Source organism: Sporomusaceae bacterium ACPt, from assembly GCA_041428575.1.
GTDB lineage: Bacteria > Bacillota > Negativicutes > Sporomusales > Sporomusaceae > Sporomusa_D > Sporomusa_D carbonis.
The window spans coordinates 618521-636059 of record CP155570.1; the positions used below are offsets into that span (position 1 = coordinate 618521).

The window sequence follows — 17539 nt, forward strand, 5'->3', positions numbered from 1 at the left end:
TTATACAGGGGGTTTACAGTATGTCAGCTGAAGAAAAATTTGATGCCATAATTATCGGTGCCGGTCCGGCCGGTGCCGCTTGCGCCTACGTGCTTGCCAAAGCAGGGAAAAGTGTCGTACTGGTGGAACGGGGGGCGAGTGCAGGGAACAAAAACGTCACCGGCGGGCGTCTTTATACCTATGCCCTGGAATTGGTCGAGCCGGGTCTGTATCAGGAAGCGCCGCTGGAACGCAAAGTTGTCCGGGAGCAAATCATGATGCTCGGCCAAAACGGCGCAGTTACCGTGGATTACGCCGATTATGGTTTTGGCGAAGAAATTCCCCAGTCCTACTCGGTACTGAGAGCTCCCTTTGATGAATGGTTTGCCGCCCGGGCCGAAGCTCAGGGGGCTATGATGGTTCCGGGAATTCTCGTGGAGGAACTGATTGAAGCCGATGGCAAGATTGTCGGGATCAAGGCCGGCGACGATGAAATTTATGCAACTGTTGTTATAGCGGCTGACGGGGTTAATTCCTTTATCGCTCAGAAGGCGGGATTACGCGGCGATATTACTGCTCATACCGTAGGTGTTGGCGCCAAAGAAGTGATTGAACTGCCGGAACAGGTTATTGAGGACCGGTTTAATCTGCAGGGGGGAGAAGGCGCGGCCCGGGTGCTGATTGGCTGCTCAGACGGAGTGCTCGGCGGTGGTTTTCTCTATACCAATAAAAAAAGTATTTCTTTGGGGGTGGTGCTCAACCCAGAAGATCTGGCCGGACAGGGGAAGAAAATCCATGATATTCTCCAAAATCTAAAAATGCATCCGGCTGTTTACCCGTTGATTAAAGACGGTATGACAATAGAATACGGAGCCCACCTGGTGCCGGAAGTCGGGTATCAGGCCATGCCCAAAAAACTCTACCGGGACGGGTTGGTACTGGTAGGCGATGCCGCCGGTATGGTGGTGAACAGCGGGACCATCCTCCGGGGAATTGATTTGGCCATTGTCAGCGGGGTGGCAGCAGCACGGGCCGTCCTCAAAAACGACGGAGAAAGTAATATTGGGCCGGCTTATGTTGCCGAACTGGAAAACCTTGCTCTCATCCCGACCATGAAGCTGTATGCCAATTTTCATGAACTGCTGAGCAACCGGCGAATGATGTCGGTATATCCCAATATGGCTAACGACATGATGAAAACACTGTTCACAGTGGACGGCAAACTGCCTGAACGCATGGATAAAGCCATGTTAAAGGTGCTGAAGAAGCATGTTACCTTCGGACAATTAATTGCCGACGGCTGGAGGGGGGTTAAAGCCATATGACAATAAAGAAACTTTCGCCTGAAGAGCTTCTGGGACTGAACAAATTTGCCGTAGATGAAGAAGAGCCGCATATTGTGCTTGATAAAACCATTTGTGCCCAATGTAAAGAAAAGCCGTGTCTGGTTGTTTGTCCTGCCGTATTATATACCCTGAAAGACGGGGAAATGAATTTTGACTATGCAGGCTGTTTAGAATGCGGCGCCTGCCGGGTGGTGTGCAAAAACAAAGGAATTGTTAAATGGACCTATCCGCGCGGCACCTTTGGTGTTGCCTTCCGTTGCGGTTAATGCCGGTTTGAAGAGTCAACACCGTTATGAATCCGGTCAAGGTCCGGCCGGAGGCATAACGGTGTATAAAAAGAATTACCCAAAAATTCCGGCATTAATTGACTAAATATATTTAATTGCGTGAGGGGATTGAAACAATGGAAAATAAGCGACAGTTCTATGGCTGGAAGTTGGTAGGAGCTTTATGGTTTCTTTACCTCCTGAACATGGGTTTTCCGCTTTACGGCGGCGCAGTCATCAATACGTACATGCTGAAAGAAATTACAATGGACCGCAGTGTTTACGGCATGGGCTTTACATTACTAAATTTTTTCGTAGGTGTGCCCTCCGTTTTAGTTGCTGCCGCTATTGGAAAATGGGGTGTCCGGTCAACTTTTGGAATTGGTTCGGCCCTGATCCTCATCGGAACATTATGGATGGCCTTTGTTGCCTCCCAGCCGTGGCACTATCTTGTTGGTTTCGGGTTTATTATCGGTTCCGGTATTGGCTTTGGCACGATTGTACCTCTATCCACGGCAGTAACCCGGTGGTTTAAACGTTATCGCGGACGGGCGATGGCAATTACCTTAACTGCTTCGGGGTTTGCCGGGTTCCTGGGAGCACCGCTTATGAACAAGGTGCTTGCCGCTAACGGCGGCGACTGGCGTCAGGCATGGCTGATGGTTGCCGCTATTGCCGTTGCCGCAGGCGTAGTTGCCTTTTTGACAGTAAAGGAAAGGCCCGAAGACTTGGGCCAGTTAGTGGACGGAATTGAAGAACAAGCCGGTGCCCAGGCCGGTCCGGTCAATTCTTTGGCTACCAAATACAACTGGACTCCCGGTGAAGCCTACGGGACCCGCTCCTTCTGGATGATTGTTATTGGCTCTTTTGCTTGCCAATTTCCCTTCTTCTTTTTCACCGCCCACTGGATCCTGCACTTAAAGGGGGCCGGCATTAATCCGGCTGACGCCGCGTGGGCCATGGGGCTCTTTACCATGGGCGGTATTGCCGGACGGCTGATTGGCGGCTGGCTGATGGACAAAATGCCTGCCCGGTTTGCCTTCATGATGGGCATTTGCTGCTACTTTGCCGGTTCTTTCCTGGCTATCAGTGTTACGGCAAGTTCGCTGATGGTGGCTTTCATTGCCGCAATGCTTTACGGGGCCGGGTTTGGCTGGACCTTTGTTTGCTTAAATACTATGGTTGGCAACTATTTTGGGCCGGTAGCTTTCCCAAAAGTTAACGGCATGATGCTGCTGCTGTCAGCCCTCGCTTGCTCGCCGGCGGGATTGGTGGGGGGTAAGTTATTTGATATGTTTAAAAGTTACACCCCTGCCTTCTATTTAAATGTGGCAATCTGCATAGTAGGCATACTGGCCTTGTTTTTTGCCACTATGCCGCAGAAAAGTAACTCTGCACAGTCGGCGGTAAAAGCGTAACAAAAGTTATGGTACGGTGTGGCAAAAGTCCGAATAAATAAACAAAAAAACAAGGGAGCGATATTCATGAGAAAAATGAAAAAAGCAAAAAAATGGCTGGCAATTGTACCTTTAGCTCTGTTATCTATTACTATGGCCGGCACCCCGGCTTTGACGAACACGGTCCATGCGGCTGCCGTACAATCGTTTAGTGATGTTCCGGCCAATCATTGGGCTTATGATGCCGTGGCCAAGTTAGCCAAAGCCGGGCTGGTGGATGGCTACAATGATAAGTCTTTCCGGGGGGACAAAACGCTGAGCCGGTATGAGTTTGCGTTTATTGTGGCCAAAGCCATGGATAAGTTTGATCAAGCCGACGATGCCAATAAACAATTGATCGACAAACTGTCTGCTGAATTTGCCGGTGAGCTTAACCGCCTTGGCGCACGGGTCGCCAAAGTGGAAAGCAAGACCAAAACCTGGGTGGGCGGTGAAACAAGAATACGCTATGTTGCCGATGATCCCGCGCTGGCCAGCGGCCAAAAACTGAAAGGTTCGGACAGTTTTGAATTCCGGCAAAGAATTAAGTTTTGGGGCGATATCAATGATAATGTTTCCTTTTTTGGCCGGATTTCTACCAGCGGCGGGAATAAATTCGGCAATACCGAATATACGTCCGGTTCAGAAATCGCGCTTGATCAAATGACGATAACCGCTAAAAACGTTCTTGGCCTGGACAGCATACGGGCCGGACGGTCGGCACTGGACTTTATCAGCAATGGCCTTATCGGCAAACCCATGAATGTTGACGGTATTTTAGTGAATGACACTTGGGGCAAGGTGAATTTTAAAGGGTGGACAGGCAACATCAAGTCTAACAAATGGGATGCGGCTAATGCCCGGTACACTACCAGTGAGGCTCAACAACTGACTACCGGCCAGGTAGGACTTCAGGTAACTGACAATCTCACCATGAAGGCCGGCTATTACTGGGCCGATGTACCCGGCAGCAGCGCTGCGAACGGAATGGGAGTCCTTAATACCAATGTGGGATCTTTTGACAGTTCCAAAGGCTGGACGACCTCGGTCACGTACAAGTTCGGCGATCTCACTCTTCTCGGAGATTATGTGAGCAGTACGCTGAATAATGCCGTCGGTTTACCTAACAATCCTAAAGGCTGGGCAGTACAATTGAGCAACAGCAAAGGTCCGGCAGTGTTCTATTCGGCCGTTCCGTTAGTTAATGCTGCTAAACCCGGTACCGACGCCTGGATGATATCCTACCGGAGTCTGGATGCCGGAGCTCTTCCCTCCGGTGCGGGCGGTTTTGACACTACCGCTGTTGCTAATCCCGGTCAGCCTTATAACATATTTACCCATGGAACTGATAATGTCAATGTCTTGTTCTTAGCCTATCAAAACGTTGTGGCCAAAAATGTAATTGCTTCCTTGGAATATCAGGACTTCAAGATTAAAAACCGGGCTTTAACTAATTTATCGGACGACAACCTTGACAAGACCTATATGGTCAAGTTTGAGTTCTTCTATTAAAATTTAGCTCACTAAATTAATTGCCAGGTTGTTTTGGGACCCCGACTTGTTCGGGGTCGCCTTTTCAATCATATGGAAAAGACAACCCCGGTTTACCGCCTAAGGACATAGGTAGCTATATGGTGAAATTTTGGGAGCATTTATCCGATGACCTGTGATGCACCTCCGGAATGAAATTGAGACAGAAAACTCAGCATTCTTAGGGGGTGCTTTACTATGGCTAAACTCAGACGGACAGTGAATTTTACTGGTATTTTAAGAAGATAATGATTTAGTCATTTATATAATCCGGCTGCAATATTAATAAAGTAACCGTACTAAACAGGAGAAGAGTGAGAATGCCTTTTGTTAATTTGCATGCCAAAAAGGCAAGGACCCGGTTCGGCATTATCTTAGCTGCGCTGTTTTTTACTCTTGCCGGCCTATGGCTTTTTGAATATATCGACGCCGCAGTTTTAAATTACTCAATTAGCCAGGCAACCAGGGCCCCGGCAGGGGAGATACATATTGTGATAAAGATACCTGACCGGGTGCTGGAATTGTATGATGGGGGTAAACTGTTTAAGCGTTACCGGGTTGCTGTTGGCAAAAAGGCAACACCTACACCTGTCGGGGAATGGAATATTATATATAAAGGTTTTAGTCAGGAGGCTGCGCTGGGGACCAGGTGGCTGGGCCTTGATGTGCCCTGGGGTACGTCCTTGTTGGAATACACAAAGAATACTTACATAACAGCCTATAATCTCACAGATAATTACCTGCCGTTATATTTTGTATAACCTTTTTTAATAAAGTGAAAGTGGACAACCTATGGTACTCTCAAGTGATTTTTGGGTAAAAATTGTGAAGGGGTATCAATCATATTGAGCGTTCACAAATTCCCCCCGTGGCCCCCCTGCTTTCTGATTTACGGAGACAGAAACAGAAGGGTGGAGGGGTTCTCTTTATTTGAATTACATTCCTAGACAACCAACAGTTTGATAAAAAAAAATAGCCGTACTCCGAAGAGTACAGCCTTGAGTTATTAGTTAATAGGGATATTACTGGAACGCTTTTGCGTCTTATCTCGTTTAGGTAAGGTTACAGTCAGGACACCATCATTAAACTTGGGTAAGCGTCAAAGTATCCCCACATAGCGTATATGCTTCAATCCTGGGATAATGATCTCAGGAGGGATAAGCTGTATGGAAAATACAATAACAAGCAAGCGTAAGGCCTACTCTGCTGTCGAAAAAGCAGCGCTGATGGCAGCGTATAAAGCCAGTGGCCTAAGCAAAAAAGAATGGTGCCATGAAAATGCTATTGGCCTGAGCACATTGCAGAGATGGCTGCAGCACGAAAAAAGCAGGACCAGCCGCAACCGGTACAAAACTGGATTCCTGTCATCCAGGCTGCGCCAGAACGATCAGCCAGCCTCGAAATACAAATCGGCAAATGCAAAATTGCCGTAGATACTAAAACAGATAAAAAACTCTTGGCAACGGTGCTTGGCGTACTGGTGGAAGTATGCTGAAACTATCGGAACATACACCAGTCTTTTTAGCCTGCGGGGACACCGATATGCGTAAATCCATTAATGGCTTAAGCGCATTGGTGCAGCATAGTTTTAAGTTGGATCCGTTTCAAAAAGCACTGTTCGTCTTTTGCAACAAACAACGCAATCGAATTAAGATTTTAACTTGGGAAGACAACGGCTTTTGGCTGCATTTAAAGCGCTTGGAACGAGGCCGTTTCAAATGGCCGACACTTGACGACGCCACCATGGCGCTTACCACAGAAGAACTGTGGAACCTGATTCAAAGCCCGGGCATCGAACAAAAACTGCGTCGCACGCAAGTTTTAAAAAGCCGCTAAAGTATTGATTTTACTGGCTTTTTGCCTCATTTTCCGGTATAATAGAAGATAAGAAAAATGGTATCGGAAATGAGGATTTTTTCTTGCAAACACAGGCACAGCTTGAAGAAGAAAATGCGGAATTAAAGAAACGCGTTCAGGAATTGGAAGCGCTCAACAAGTGGTATATGGAGCAGTTGAAGCTGCTTCGCCAAAAAAGTTTGGCGCTTCTTCGGAAAAAAGTAAACGCGATGACCAGGAACAGTTAAACCTCTTCAATGAGGCGGAAGCTGAGCGCCAACCGATTGCTGTGGAGCCGGACGTGGAAACCATCAGTTATCAGCGCAAAAAGGGTAAACGCGGAGAAAACATAAAGGACTTGCCGGTAGAAGTGATTGAATATACTCTGCCAGAAGGTGAACAGACCTGCCCTGCTTGCGGTGAAGAGCTGCATGTTATGAGCAAGGAAGTACGTAAGGAATTGACGATTGTTCCGGCAAAGGTCAAGGTTATTGAGCACGTAAACTATGTATACGGTTGCCGAAATTGCGAGAAAAACAATATAGAGACGCCGATCATCACGGCTAACGCGCCGAAAGCGTTGCTGCCTAAGAGCATGGTATCCGCCGAGCTTATGGCCTATATCATGAGCCAAAAATTCGTCAATGCTATGCCGCTGTATCGGCAGGAGCAGGAATTTAAGCGGCTTGGCGTAACGCTTTCCCGTCAAAATCTGTCCAACTGGGTTATTAAAGGTGCAGCGCTTTTGGAGCCTTTGGTAGCAGCGCTAAAAAAAGAGTTGCTTTCAAGGGATCTGTTGCACGCCGATGAAACTACCCTGGAAGTGTTGTGTGAACCCGGCAGACCGGCACAGACAGATTCCTATATGTGGTTATATCGAACGTCCGGGGATACGGATCATCCGGTTGTGCTCTATGACTACCAGGAAGGGCGCAGCGGGCAATTTGCCAAGGCGTACCTTGCAGGGTTTTCCGGCTATCTTCAGACCGATGGTTGGCATGGCTATCACAAGGTAGAAGAAGCCGGTGTAACCTTGTGCGGCTGTTGGGCACATGTTCGGAGAAAATTCAATGAAGCCTTGGTCGGCCCTGCGGCTAAACAGCCGGATAGTAAAGAAGCGATAGGTCTTGCCTATTGCAATAAGCTTTTCGATGTTGAAAAAAAGGCCGAGCACATGACGCCGGAAGAACGGCATGAACTAAGGCAAAAAGAATCTAAACCAATTATCGAAGAGTTTTATAAATGGATAGAAGCTTGTTGGGCTGATACCTTGCCGCAAAGTCTACTGGGCAAGGCGCTTACCTATGCCCAAAATCAGAAAAAGTATCTGACAGCCTATTTGGCCGATGGCCGCATCGAAATATCGAATAATCGTGCGGAGCGATCTATCAAGCCTTTTGTGATTGGACGAAAAAACTGGCTGTTTTGCAATACGCCTGGTGGCGCAAAATCGTCCGCCGCTGTTTACAGCCTGATTCAGACGGCTGCAGAAAATGGATTAAATCCACAAGCTTATCTGGAATATGCCTTTAGGCAAATCCAACTGCAGGATACGCTCTGTATTGAAAAACTACTTCCGTGGGCTGAAGAAATTCCTGTAAGCTGTAAAATGCCTAATAAAAAAGCATAACGGTTCCAACAGCCATCTGATGTTTTATCATATCGTACATCAGGTGGTTTTTTATTGATAGGTGGTTTTGCTTTGACGCTTACAAACTTGGCATCAACTTTGTCATCCATGACATTGTCTATATAGATACTCCGCTGGAATTGACCGTAGTGTCTTTCTCTGCGAACATAGTTTTCTTCCTTGGCCTCTTTTGTTTCATCACGCTTGGCGGCAATAGTGAGGTGATTGTTTTCGTATCTTAGGGTTATATCGCCTTTCTTAACACCGGGTAAATCGGCCTCTACGATATATTCATTCTCTGTCTCACGCAGGTCTACCTTAAAGCCATTACCCATAGTTTCCAAGGGAGCCATAAAGTCGTCATCAAAGAACCCATGCATGAGTTGGTTAAAATAGTCACGGTTTGCCAAACTTCTGTTTCTAAATGGTACTAAACCAAACATACATATCACCTTCCTTTGATGTTTTATAATTAGTATGCGCAACTTTTAGGTAACATATTAGCAATTCATATGCTGACTCGCATTTTCAGACCTCCATATTTGGCTTATACGGGGTTTTTATAGACGGGTACGATAGATAACCTTTGGAGCAATAAAAAGCGGCCTTATAGAGCCTCTTAATTAGTCGCATAAAAAAGACAGGCATTAAGCCTGCTCCATTTCCTTAACTCTGCGGTAAAAAGTATTCTTTGAGATGCCCAGAGTATCCATAGCCTTAACAGCGGTAATTTGACCTGCTTTCCATTGGTGGTAAACTTCTGGGAAACGGTCAACTTCCATCTTTGGCCTACCATATGCTCTACCTTCTCGGAGTGCCTTTCTGATGCCTTCTTCTTGTCGTTGCTTTATTTTCTTGCGTTCTTGCTCCGCTACATAGCCAAGAAGACTGAGGAACTGGTCTTCCATGAGTTTACCCATGTCACCCATTGACTTGAACTTACGACTATCAAACAGGCTTTCGTTTTCTAAAACAACGATGTCCGCATTGAGTTCTCTAGTAATATATTTCCACTCACTAATGATACCATCGTAGTCCCGGCCCAAGCGGTCTAATGCGTCTATGTATAGCAAGTCTCCTTCACGGATAATGCGTCTCATGGCCTGATATTGGGGACGGTCAAAGTCTTTTCCGCTTGCCTTATCGACAAAAATAAACCGCTCCTCGATGCCTAAGGCTCTCATTTTATCCATTTGGCGGCCTTCATTTTGGTCTTTTGCTGAAACTCTAACATATCCTAAGTTCATCATGCTACCTCCATGATTTGGTTGATGAATTTAGTATAAAATCAATATCCCTAAAAGTCAATATGTTTAGGGATATGTTCCAAAATAGTTTATTGGACTTTTTGACACGCCGCCAATGCAGATACTTAGGTCTTTCCAAAAGTATCCCCAGAAGTATACTTTTAGGGACACTGAAAGATTGGCGCAGTAATGCAGGGAATACCTGTCCCCTTATCGAATAGAACAAGGATTATCCATTAGACGTAGGGGGAACTTTTATGTATCCTGTAATATCGCTCTTTTCTGGTGCGATGGGCTTGGATTTGGGCCTTGAGGCGGCAGGAATGACTATCACTGTATCACAAGACTTTGACCCTTCATGTTGTAAAACAATGGAGGCAAACGGTAAAAATTATATCCCCGGCGATATTAGAGAACTAATTGCCCAAGACCCAGAATGTAGTTTTCTATTCCGAAAAAGCGGCTTATTACCGGGTGAGGCATTTTTAGTTGCTGGTGGGCCACCTTGTCAGCCATTCTCTACCGCAGGTAAGCGTCTTGCCATAGCCGACCCACGAGGCAGTCTATTTCGTGAATTTGTCCATGTTGTAAAGAAGGTAAGACCTCGATTTTTCATTATGGAGAACGTCAAAGGACTTCTATCTGCCGCTGTAAGGCCAGTAAAAGACGGAAGTAAGCCCACCTCCGAAGAAGAATTACCGGGTTCAGTCTTTGAGATTATAAAAAATGAGTTCAATGAATTAGGCTATAAGATTACATACGGAATACTTGATGCCGTACATTATGGGACACCTCAGTTCCGGGAGCGTCTAATCATTCTCGGCTCTCGTGACCATGAGAACATTTTTTTACCCGTGCCAACTCACTTTCCTGTTCATCAAGACCCTGCATACCGTTGGAAAACACTCTATGAGGCCATTGGTGACTTAGAGGATAACCCCGGCCCGTATGGTTCATTTTCGCCCGAACGATTGAAGTACCTACGAGAAGTCCCACCGGGGGGGAACTGGCGTGACCTTCCAGAAAGCATTAAACCATTAGCAATGGGTGGTGCTTTTAATTCCGGAGGTGGTAAAGTTGGGTTCTATCGGCGTTTAGATTATGAGCAACCTGCTCCTACCCTAGTTACCAGCCCCGTACAAAAAGCAACAATGCTTTGTCATCCAGTTAAAGACAGGCCGTTATCAGTTAGGGAGTATGCAAGAATACAGCAATTCCCTGATGATTGGGTAATAGTCGGGACTACGGCTGCTTGTTATAAACAAATAGGTAATGCTGTACCTATAGGGTTAGGTAAAGCAATAGGACAAACCTTGTTGGCAGTTGCTAAAGGTGGAGCAGAGATTAAGGTCAAGAGGTTTAGAGGAACTTCTGTTCACTCAGACTTATTTGGGGGGTTAGTTATCAATGGTTAGCCCAGAGGAACTTGAAAAAATCATAAGTGACTTACTAGATAATTTTTATGAACGGCGTATTTCGGCCTTAAATGGCTTGGACTTAAAGAAAACTTTAAGGAGAAAGAACCCATATCTTTACCGGGCAGTCGGTATAAATAAAGCCTCTGAAATTGTGGAAGGTATGCTTTTGGCATATACCTCATCATCCGATGAAGGAATTTTTGGGGACGCTTTCTTTGAACCCCTTGCCAAGGCTGTATCTGGCGGAGTTGTGTCTCCTTCTGAGGGTGTAGATGTAGCGATAGAAACCGACAGAAAGTATATGGCTGTTGCTGTTAAGTCTGGCCCGGCTGTCTTTAATGCTCAAAGTAAAAGAAGACAGATTACTGAGTTTCAGGCTTTGGAGTCCCGACTACGGAAATTACAGAAGTTCTTTGACCCGGTTGTGGGATATAGTTACGGACGGAAAAAGCAGAAGGAAGGTTCAACGACTTACTTTAGGGAACTCTCTGGGCAAGCGTTTTGGGAAGAGATTACTGGCGACCCAGACTTTTACCTAAAGATAATTCGCCTAATGAAAGATAAGCCACAAGAGCACGCAGTAGTCTACAGGGAGGCATGGGATGCCGCTGTCAATCGTTTCACTGCGTCCTTCATTAAAGAGTTTTGCGCTGATGATGGTAAAATCCTGTGGGAAAAAGTAGTTCAGTTTAATAGCGGTAAATAGAGGTTGGTGTATCTGTTTTTAACTAATTAAAGGATTAAAAGCGGCACATATATACTATCCGGGTAATTGCGGCAGATTAAGAAAGGGAAGACTAAAGGTATATACTTAAGGACACCAATAATGTCCTGTGTGGTATATTATCGACAAGTCCCATTCGACAGCATTGGTTCATTTGTCGCATAATATCATTGAGTTTTAATTGTCGCATATTAAGAAGAGAGAATAACGCTAGGTAACTTAGCAGAGGACAACTAGGGTATTCTAAAAGACTATCAATAAAATCCAGTAGAAATTACTGGTCGGTATAATAGACAGGTCTTAAATGACCAGCCTTGGGAAAGGTGGTGGCAGTCCCATAGGTGTCTATTATATCGGTGGCTAAGAGATACCTTAAGGTATTTCTTAAAGTATATCCTAAAGGATTAAGACTATAGTAATTATCACTATAGAGATTATCCTTAAGGTATTCATTAAGAACCTCATAGTATCTCATAGTTACTCATGGATTATCTTCGAGTAATCCTGTGGTTCTCAATGGGAACCTATGAGTATCCATGAGTTCATAAGTATTCTCTAAGATATGACTATTACTGTTATTAACTAAAGACAGTAAATCATAAAGAATACTAAAGCCCTAAGGTTCTCATAGTATCTCATGGTCATCTTGTAGTTCTCTACGAGTAATCCCATGTGAACCTATGAGAGCCTTATGAGGAAAAGGTATACCTCAGGATTATTACCTTGCTATTTACAGACAGCCCAATATCTTGTCTTATACAAAGGACACCGATGGGAGTTCAAGATTACCAGAGGCTATTGCCGTCTGGTTATTGTAGTTACTTTCCCCCGGTGTCTTTTTTCATGTCTTAAGCAATAAAATGATTAGGGTCATACTCATCTGACTTTGGTCTTTTGGGTGTCTCGTAGTGACCGTAGTCAATTAGTAAAACTTTGCTCCTCCTTAGTGACACTGAGGGAGTGCTACAGATACCAGAGGCTAGACAGTCTTCTGGTTACTTGTGGTCTTCCTTAGGTGTCCATTTTTTAATTGCGGCACATTAAGAAGAGAGATTGTTCGCTCTCAAGAAATTTTCAATAAAAATGGAGGAGAAAAATGATGAACAAAAAAGGTAACAAAAACGTGAAAGTGGTATTGGCTTTGATACCAGCAGGGGTTGACCTGCGTGTGAAAACTATCATCAATGAAAAATTTTGCTATTCAGCAACAAAGGCAATTCGCAACAAATTTATCAATGCTAAAAGAACCTCTTAGTAACCGGGTTTCATAACCGCATATCGAAGACACTGAAAGAGATTTCCCCAAAGTCTCCCTCAGTGTCTTTTTTTTGTTTCTATGCCATTATTCATAACTAGCAGAAAGGATGACAATTATAATGCCTCCAAGTAGTGACCACGTATTAGTCATTGAACAAAGAAAGCGATTTATTATAGACAACCTAGGGAAACTCAGCGTAAAAGAAATGGCCGACCATTTAAGTGTTTCCATTCCAACAATACGCCAGTATCTCCGTAACTTAGGGGTTAGTAACCGTCAGGCCCGTAAGGACTACCGGGAAAAGTTCATTTTACAAAATTTAGAGACACATAATGGAAGAGAGATAGCAGAGCAATTAGGCGTTAGCCAGACTACCTTGTCTAGTATCCTTAGGTCGCTTGGCATTGCCGATAGGAGAAATACTGCGAACCCTGAGTCTTACCGGGAATACTTCTTGGCTAACGCTCAGATGAAGACAAGAGAACAGATGTCGGAGGAATTACAGTTGAGCCTTCGGACTGTTGCAAGATACCTTACGGCTTTGGGTATATCCAGCAGGAAACTAAAAAGAAAGTCGCTTATCCAAAATTAGACCCTTGGGTGTCGCTAGGAAACTAGAGACCGCCTGAGGGTCTTTATTATTGTGTGTCCTTTTATCAACTTTACTAGCATATACTCAGATGAGGTGGTGTAAATGGAAGAAACAGTAATTACCGCTTATTATGACGAAAATGGGAAAACGCTCCAAGAAATTCTAAATGAACTCATAAAGACAATCGTAAAGACGGCTGAATGAAAATTGTGGACTACCTGCTTTTGGAATATAATTAAACCAACGGCAGGTAGTTGTCTTATTTATAGGGCAGAAGGAGGAGAACAATGTACGCTCTTAAAGACAACTATCGGGAAACTATCTTTAATGTTGGTATATATGCAAGGCTTTCTAAAGAGGACGAACAGAATATAGAAGTATCTGAGAGTATTTCAAATCAAATAGACTATCTTACTCAGTATGTTGTTGAACAGGGATGGAACCTTGTCGATGTGTTCTCTGATGATGGCTATACAGGAACTAATTTTAATCGGCCTGATTTTAACAGGATGCTCCAAGCGATTGAGGAAGGTAAAATAAATCTAGTCATCACTAAAGATTTATCAAGGCTAGGCAGAGATTATATCGACACAGGTCATTATCTTGAACGGTACTTTCCACTACACAATGTTCGCTATATCGCAGTGAATGATGGTATAGATACGTATGAAAATAGCACCAGTAATGAAATGAGTCCGTTTAGGTCAGTCTTTAATGACTATTATGCTCGTGACATCTCTAAGAAGGTTCGGACGAGTATGGGCGTTAAGGCTAGGAGAGGACAGTTTATTGGTTCTCATGCTCCTTATGGGTACTTAAAAAGCCCAGCAGACAAGAACAAACTCGTTGTAGACAGAAATGTTGCTCCTATTGTCCTGCAAATGTTTGAGTCATACTTAGCAGGAGATGGTATTACTCGTATAGCGCATACTTTGAATGACCAAGAGATACCTAGCCCTGTTTTTTACAAGATGCAGATTTATCCGAACTATAAAAATGCTAAATCTAAGTTCGGTAAATGGACTGCCGAGGGAGTTAAGTCAATTCTACAAAATCCTGTCTATGCTGGCTGTCTTGCTCAACACAAGCAAGCAGTTATTAGTTACAAGGTTAAGAAACTTAAGGCCGTGCCTAAAGAAAAGTGGATAATTGTTGAAGGATGCCATGAGGCTATAGTAAGTAAAGAGATGTTCGACCAAGTGCAAGACCTAATGAAAGTAAGGAATGTTCCTTATCCTAACAGTTCTAAAAAAGACCATCTGCTTGTCGGTCTATTATTCTGTAAGGACTGCGGTCACAGGATGACCTTTACAAAGACCCAAAAAGGCGAATGGTACTGCATTTGCGCTAACTACAAACGCTTTAAGAGTTGCACTAGACACTCATATCTTGAAAGCGACCTAGACAATTATGTCCTAGACCACCTAAGGAAAACTATAGCGGCCTTTGTAGACCGGGAAGAACTACTCAAGAAAGCACGAGAGGCAGTCTCAAAGAAACCAAAAGTTGACCGAACTGAGCAAGAACTTAAGGACGCTGAGAAACGGATAGAGGAAATAAAGCGGGCCATTAAGAGTCTCTATGAGGATAAATTAAAAGGCATCCTGAGTGAGCAGGACTTCATAGACTTGTCGCAAGGTTACACTAAAGAACGTGATACATTGACCGCCAAAGTAGAAAGGCTTAAGGAAAAGGAACTTGCCGGACAACAACAAGAGGATGCCGACCAGAAACTCTTAAGGTTGGCCCAAGGTCTTCTGGAACTCACTAGTATCCCTAAGACGGTTCTGCCGCAGTTAATTGAGCGGATAGAAGTCTCAGAGGATAAGAAGATTTACATTCATTATAAGTTTCGTGAACCCGTATTCCACGGCTAACGTACCTTGGGGAAGCTACGGCATTCATGGAACTAGTGCCCCCTGGTCCATAGGCAGCTTTGCCAGTCACGGCTGTATTCGTATGCGGAATCAGGACTCGGAAGAACTGTACGAATGGGTACCGGTTGGTACGCCTGTCGACATCGTGGGACCACGGGAAAAAGTACAGCGGGTGCTTAGGCGAAATTCGGTAGGACCTGATGTTGTTGTCTTACAGCTTAAACTTATTGAATTAGGCTATTTCCAGGAACGGGCCAAAGGTACGTTTGGCAAAGAGACCGAAGCGGCCCTCCGGGCATTTCAAAGAGATAAACGGCTTCCTGAAACAGGTATTGCCGATGACAAGACGTTAAAAATGCTAAATATATGAAAAACCAGACTCCTCAGCAATCGCACTGACGGAAGTCCGGTTTTTTTAGATTTTATTATCCTATGTTAAAAGGATAATAAAAATAAAAATAGAAGAAAGTGTATAGCTAAAGTTACACCGCAGGTGCAGGCAATGGAAAAATAATCTTTTATGACTTTAACTACCGGGCGCCTCTGGTTTTAAATCATAAGTTGGAGGAGTGGAAATGAATCATTTGTGGCTGGTATTTGGTTTATTATCGGCTGTAACCGCAGCGTTAGTAGGTATATTCGGAAAAATTGGTTTGCAATCAGCAGATGCAAATACGGCAACGGCTATCCGGGCGATCATTATGGCCCTGTTTTTGGTCGTGGTTGTGATGTTCCAGGGGAATCTCGGGCAAATACCGGTAATTATCAGTGACAAACGGACGTTTGGGTTTATTATTCTTAGTGGCCTTGCCGGAGCGCTTTCGTGGCTGTTCTATTTCTTGGCGCTAAAGTTCGGCAAAGTAGCACAGGTGGCTCCTATTGACAAACTAAGCGTTGTACTGGCAACAATTTTGGCGGTGGTATTCTTGGGCGAAAAAATAAGCGTGCTAAACGGATTGGGGGTAGCACTTATTGCATTAGGTGCCATTTTGGTCGCACTAGGATAATTAAGCTGTGATTACCGTAAGTTTACGACCGGTCCTAATAGCTCTCTCAATATGTTCCAGACCCTTAACAATGTTGTCGCGGGATGTTGCGTAAGAAAAACGGAGATACTCTTGGGTTTCGCCGGTATTTTTTGCTCCAAACGCTGAGCGGGGGAGTACAGCGACGTTCGCATTGTAGAGAAGGTATTGCTGGAGTGCCTTGCTGCCGCTAAGTCCCAATAGTTCACAAGCCTCAGTTACATTGGGAAAGGCATAAAAAGCACCGTTAGGAGTTTTGCAGGAAAAGCCCGGAATACTGTTTAGTCCTGCGACAATTAAGTCTCGCCTGGCTTTGAATTCGTTGACCATGTCAGTAACGGATTCTTGCGGTCCGGTTAAGGCTTCAATGCCGCCATATTGAACGAAGGTATTGGTACAAGACTCACAGTTGGTTACTAATCTGGCGATATGTGTTGCCAACTTTTTGTTCATGACGCCGTATCCCAACCGCCAGCCTGTCATGGCATAGGTTTTGGAGAAACCATCCAGGACGATTGTTCTTTTCTGCATGCCGGGGAGAGAACTAATGCTGGCGAATGTTCCGTCATAAATAATCCGGCTGTAGATTTCATCTGACAGTACCCATAAGTCATGCCGGCAGGCAAGTTGAGCAATGTTTTTTAGGTCGGTTGCGGTGAGCATACCACCGGTCGGGTTATGGGGACTGTTCAAAATAATGAGTTTGGTTTTGGGTGTAATGAGCTGCTGCAATTGCTCAGTATCCAGGCTAAAATCCTTGTCCTCAAGAATCGGGGCGGGGACAGGCACACCGCCGACAAACCGGATAACCGACTCGTAAATGGGAAAGCCGGGATTGGGGTAAATAACTTCGTCGCCCGGATTTACCAGAGCATGAAGAACATAGTAGATGATTGGCTTGCCGCCGGGGGTTACGACAACTTCATCAGGACTAACACTAATATTGCGGGTGCCGGCGATATGATTGGCAATAGCCTCCCGGAGCGGTAAAATTCCGGCTGACGGGCTATAGTGGGTGTAGTTTTCCTTAATAGCTTGAATACCGGCTTGTTTGATGTTTTCTGGAGTGTCAAAATCAGGTTCACCGATCGCAAAGCTGATAATGTTGTGACCGCTTGCCTGTAAGCGGTGGACTTCATTCAACACTTCAAAAGCATTTTCTGTGCCAAGGTTATGTAGGCGGTTTGCTAATTTCATTGTTGACATCCTCCTGTTGTAGATAAATATCTATTCGAGGAGAATAGTAAAAATCCTTTTTGTTTCCATTACTAGATTTTTTACAGTTTGCTGTTGAAATCTGGCCAAATATGTAAGTTGAGTATTCGCGTAGGAGATAAACTTGTATTTATATCTTATAGCATGGATTATTTGGATA

The 17539-nt window shown here is 44.7% G+C and carries 17 protein-coding genes and 1 pseudogene; 15 read left to right on the plus strand and 3 right to left on the minus strand.

Features of this window, described 5'->3' with window-relative positions; all coding sequences use genetic code 11:
• Window positions 1–20 precede the first annotated feature (20 nt).
• The 8 genes and pseudogenes from SCACP_RS02980 to tnpC all read left to right on the plus strand — a co-directional run bounded on the left by SCACP_RS02980 (window position 21) and on the right by tnpC (window position 8023).
• Window positions 21–1304 carry an FAD-dependent oxidoreductase gene (locus SCACP_RS02980; RefSeq protein ID WP_425059949.1) on the plus strand — a complete coding sequence of 428 codons (1284 nt, stop codon included), beginning with the start codon at window positions 21–23 and terminating at the stop codon, window positions 1302–1304.
• Window positions 1301–1591, plus strand: a complete 291-nt coding sequence (locus SCACP_RS02985; RefSeq protein ID WP_425059950.1) for a ferredoxin family protein — start codon at window positions 1301–1303, stop codon at window positions 1589–1591. Before SCACP_RS02980 ends, SCACP_RS02985 begins: the two co-directional genes overlap by 4 nt.
• Before the next feature lie 137 nt (window positions 1592–1728).
• Window positions 1729–3009 (plus strand): MFS transporter, encoded by a 1281-nt coding sequence (locus tag SCACP_RS02990; protein ID WP_425059951.1) that lies wholly within the window; start codon window positions 1729–1731, stop codon window positions 3007–3009.
• 66 nt (window positions 3010–3075) lie between these two features.
• The gene (locus tag SCACP_RS02995) at window positions 3076–4539 is read left to right on the plus strand and encodes an S-layer homology domain-containing protein (protein WP_425059952.1); all 1464 of its coding nucleotides are present in this window, start codon (window positions 3076–3078) and stop codon (window positions 4537–4539) included.
• 338 nt (window positions 4540–4877) lie between these two features.
• Window positions 4878–5318, plus strand: a complete 441-nt coding sequence (locus SCACP_RS03000; RefSeq protein ID WP_425059953.1) for a L,D-transpeptidase — start codon at window positions 4878–4880, stop codon at window positions 5316–5318.
• Window positions 5319–5783: 465 nt separating this feature from the next.
• Window positions 5784–5990 (plus strand): IS66 family insertion sequence element accessory protein TnpA, encoded by a 207-nt coding sequence (gene tnpA, locus SCACP_RS03005; protein ID WP_425061305.1) that lies wholly within the window; start codon window positions 5784–5786, stop codon window positions 5988–5990.
• A 55-nt stretch (window positions 5991–6045) separates the two neighbouring features.
• Window positions 6046–6393 carry an IS66 family insertion sequence element accessory protein TnpB gene (gene tnpB / locus SCACP_RS03010; RefSeq protein ID WP_425057810.1) on the plus strand — a complete coding sequence of 116 codons (348 nt, stop codon included), beginning with the start codon at window positions 6046–6048 and terminating at the stop codon, window positions 6391–6393.
• Window positions 6394–6455: 62 nt separating this feature from the next.
• Window positions 6456–8023, plus strand: a pseudogene (gene tnpC, locus SCACP_RS03015) (IS66 family transposase).
• Here the strand turns inward: tnpC and SCACP_RS03020 are convergent.
• The gene (locus SCACP_RS03020; protein ID WP_425059954.1) at window positions 7906–8466 is read right to left on the minus strand and encodes an Hsp20/alpha crystallin family protein; all 561 of its coding nucleotides are present in this window, start codon (window positions 8464–8466) and stop codon (window positions 7906–7908) included. The pseudogene tnpC and the gene SCACP_RS03020 overlap by 118 nt on opposite strands.
• A 204-nt stretch (window positions 8467–8670) precedes the next feature.
• A complete protein-coding gene (locus SCACP_RS03025) occupies window positions 8671–9273 on the minus strand; it encodes a recombinase family protein (RefSeq protein ID WP_425059955.1) in 603 nt (200 codons plus the stop codon).
• 254 nt (window positions 9274–9527) lie between these two features.
• On the opposite strand from SCACP_RS03025, the gene SCACP_RS03030 reads away from it, so the two are divergent.
• The 7 genes from SCACP_RS03030 to SCACP_RS03060 all read left to right on the plus strand — a co-directional run bounded on the left by SCACP_RS03030 (window position 9528) and on the right by SCACP_RS03060 (window position 16146).
• Window positions 9528–10685: a DNA cytosine methyltransferase gene (locus SCACP_RS03030; RefSeq protein ID WP_425059956.1), complete on the plus strand. Its 1158-nt coding sequence runs from the start codon at window positions 9528–9530 to the stop codon at window positions 10683–10685.
• Window positions 10678–11394, plus strand: coding sequence for a PmeII family type II restriction endonuclease (locus SCACP_RS03035; RefSeq protein ID WP_425059957.1), 717 nt, complete (start codon window positions 10678–10680; stop codon window positions 11392–11394). Before SCACP_RS03030 ends, SCACP_RS03035 begins: the two co-directional genes overlap by 8 nt.
• A gap of 1114 nt (window positions 11395–12508) precedes the next feature.
• Window positions 12509–12667, plus strand: a complete 159-nt coding sequence (locus tag SCACP_RS03040; protein ID WP_425059958.1) for a hypothetical protein — start codon at window positions 12509–12511, stop codon at window positions 12665–12667.
• A 121-nt stretch (window positions 12668–12788) separates the two neighbouring features.
• Entirely contained in the window at window positions 12789–13262 is a 474-nt protein-coding gene (locus SCACP_RS03045) for a hypothetical protein (RefSeq protein WP_425059959.1), read from the plus strand.
• Window positions 13263–13549: 287 nt separating this feature from the next.
• A complete protein-coding gene (locus SCACP_RS03050; protein ID WP_425059960.1) occupies window positions 13550–15139 on the plus strand; it encodes a recombinase family protein in 1590 nt (529 codons plus the stop codon).
• Window positions 15117–15509, plus strand: coding sequence for a L,D-transpeptidase family protein (locus SCACP_RS03055; RefSeq protein WP_425059961.1), 393 nt, complete (start codon window positions 15117–15119; stop codon window positions 15507–15509). Before SCACP_RS03050 ends, SCACP_RS03055 begins: the two co-directional genes overlap by 23 nt.
• Window positions 15510–15714: 205 nt before the next feature.
• Window positions 15715–16146: an EamA family transporter gene (locus SCACP_RS03060; protein ID WP_425059962.1), complete on the plus strand. Its 432-nt coding sequence runs from the start codon at window positions 15715–15717 to the stop codon at window positions 16144–16146.
• Here SCACP_RS03060 and SCACP_RS03065 read toward each other — a convergent pair whose 3' ends face one another.
• Window positions 16147–17361, minus strand: coding sequence for a pyridoxal phosphate-dependent aminotransferase (locus SCACP_RS03065; RefSeq protein ID WP_425059963.1), 1215 nt, complete (start codon window positions 17359–17361; stop codon window positions 16147–16149).
• Window positions 17362–17539 lie beyond the last annotated feature (178 nt).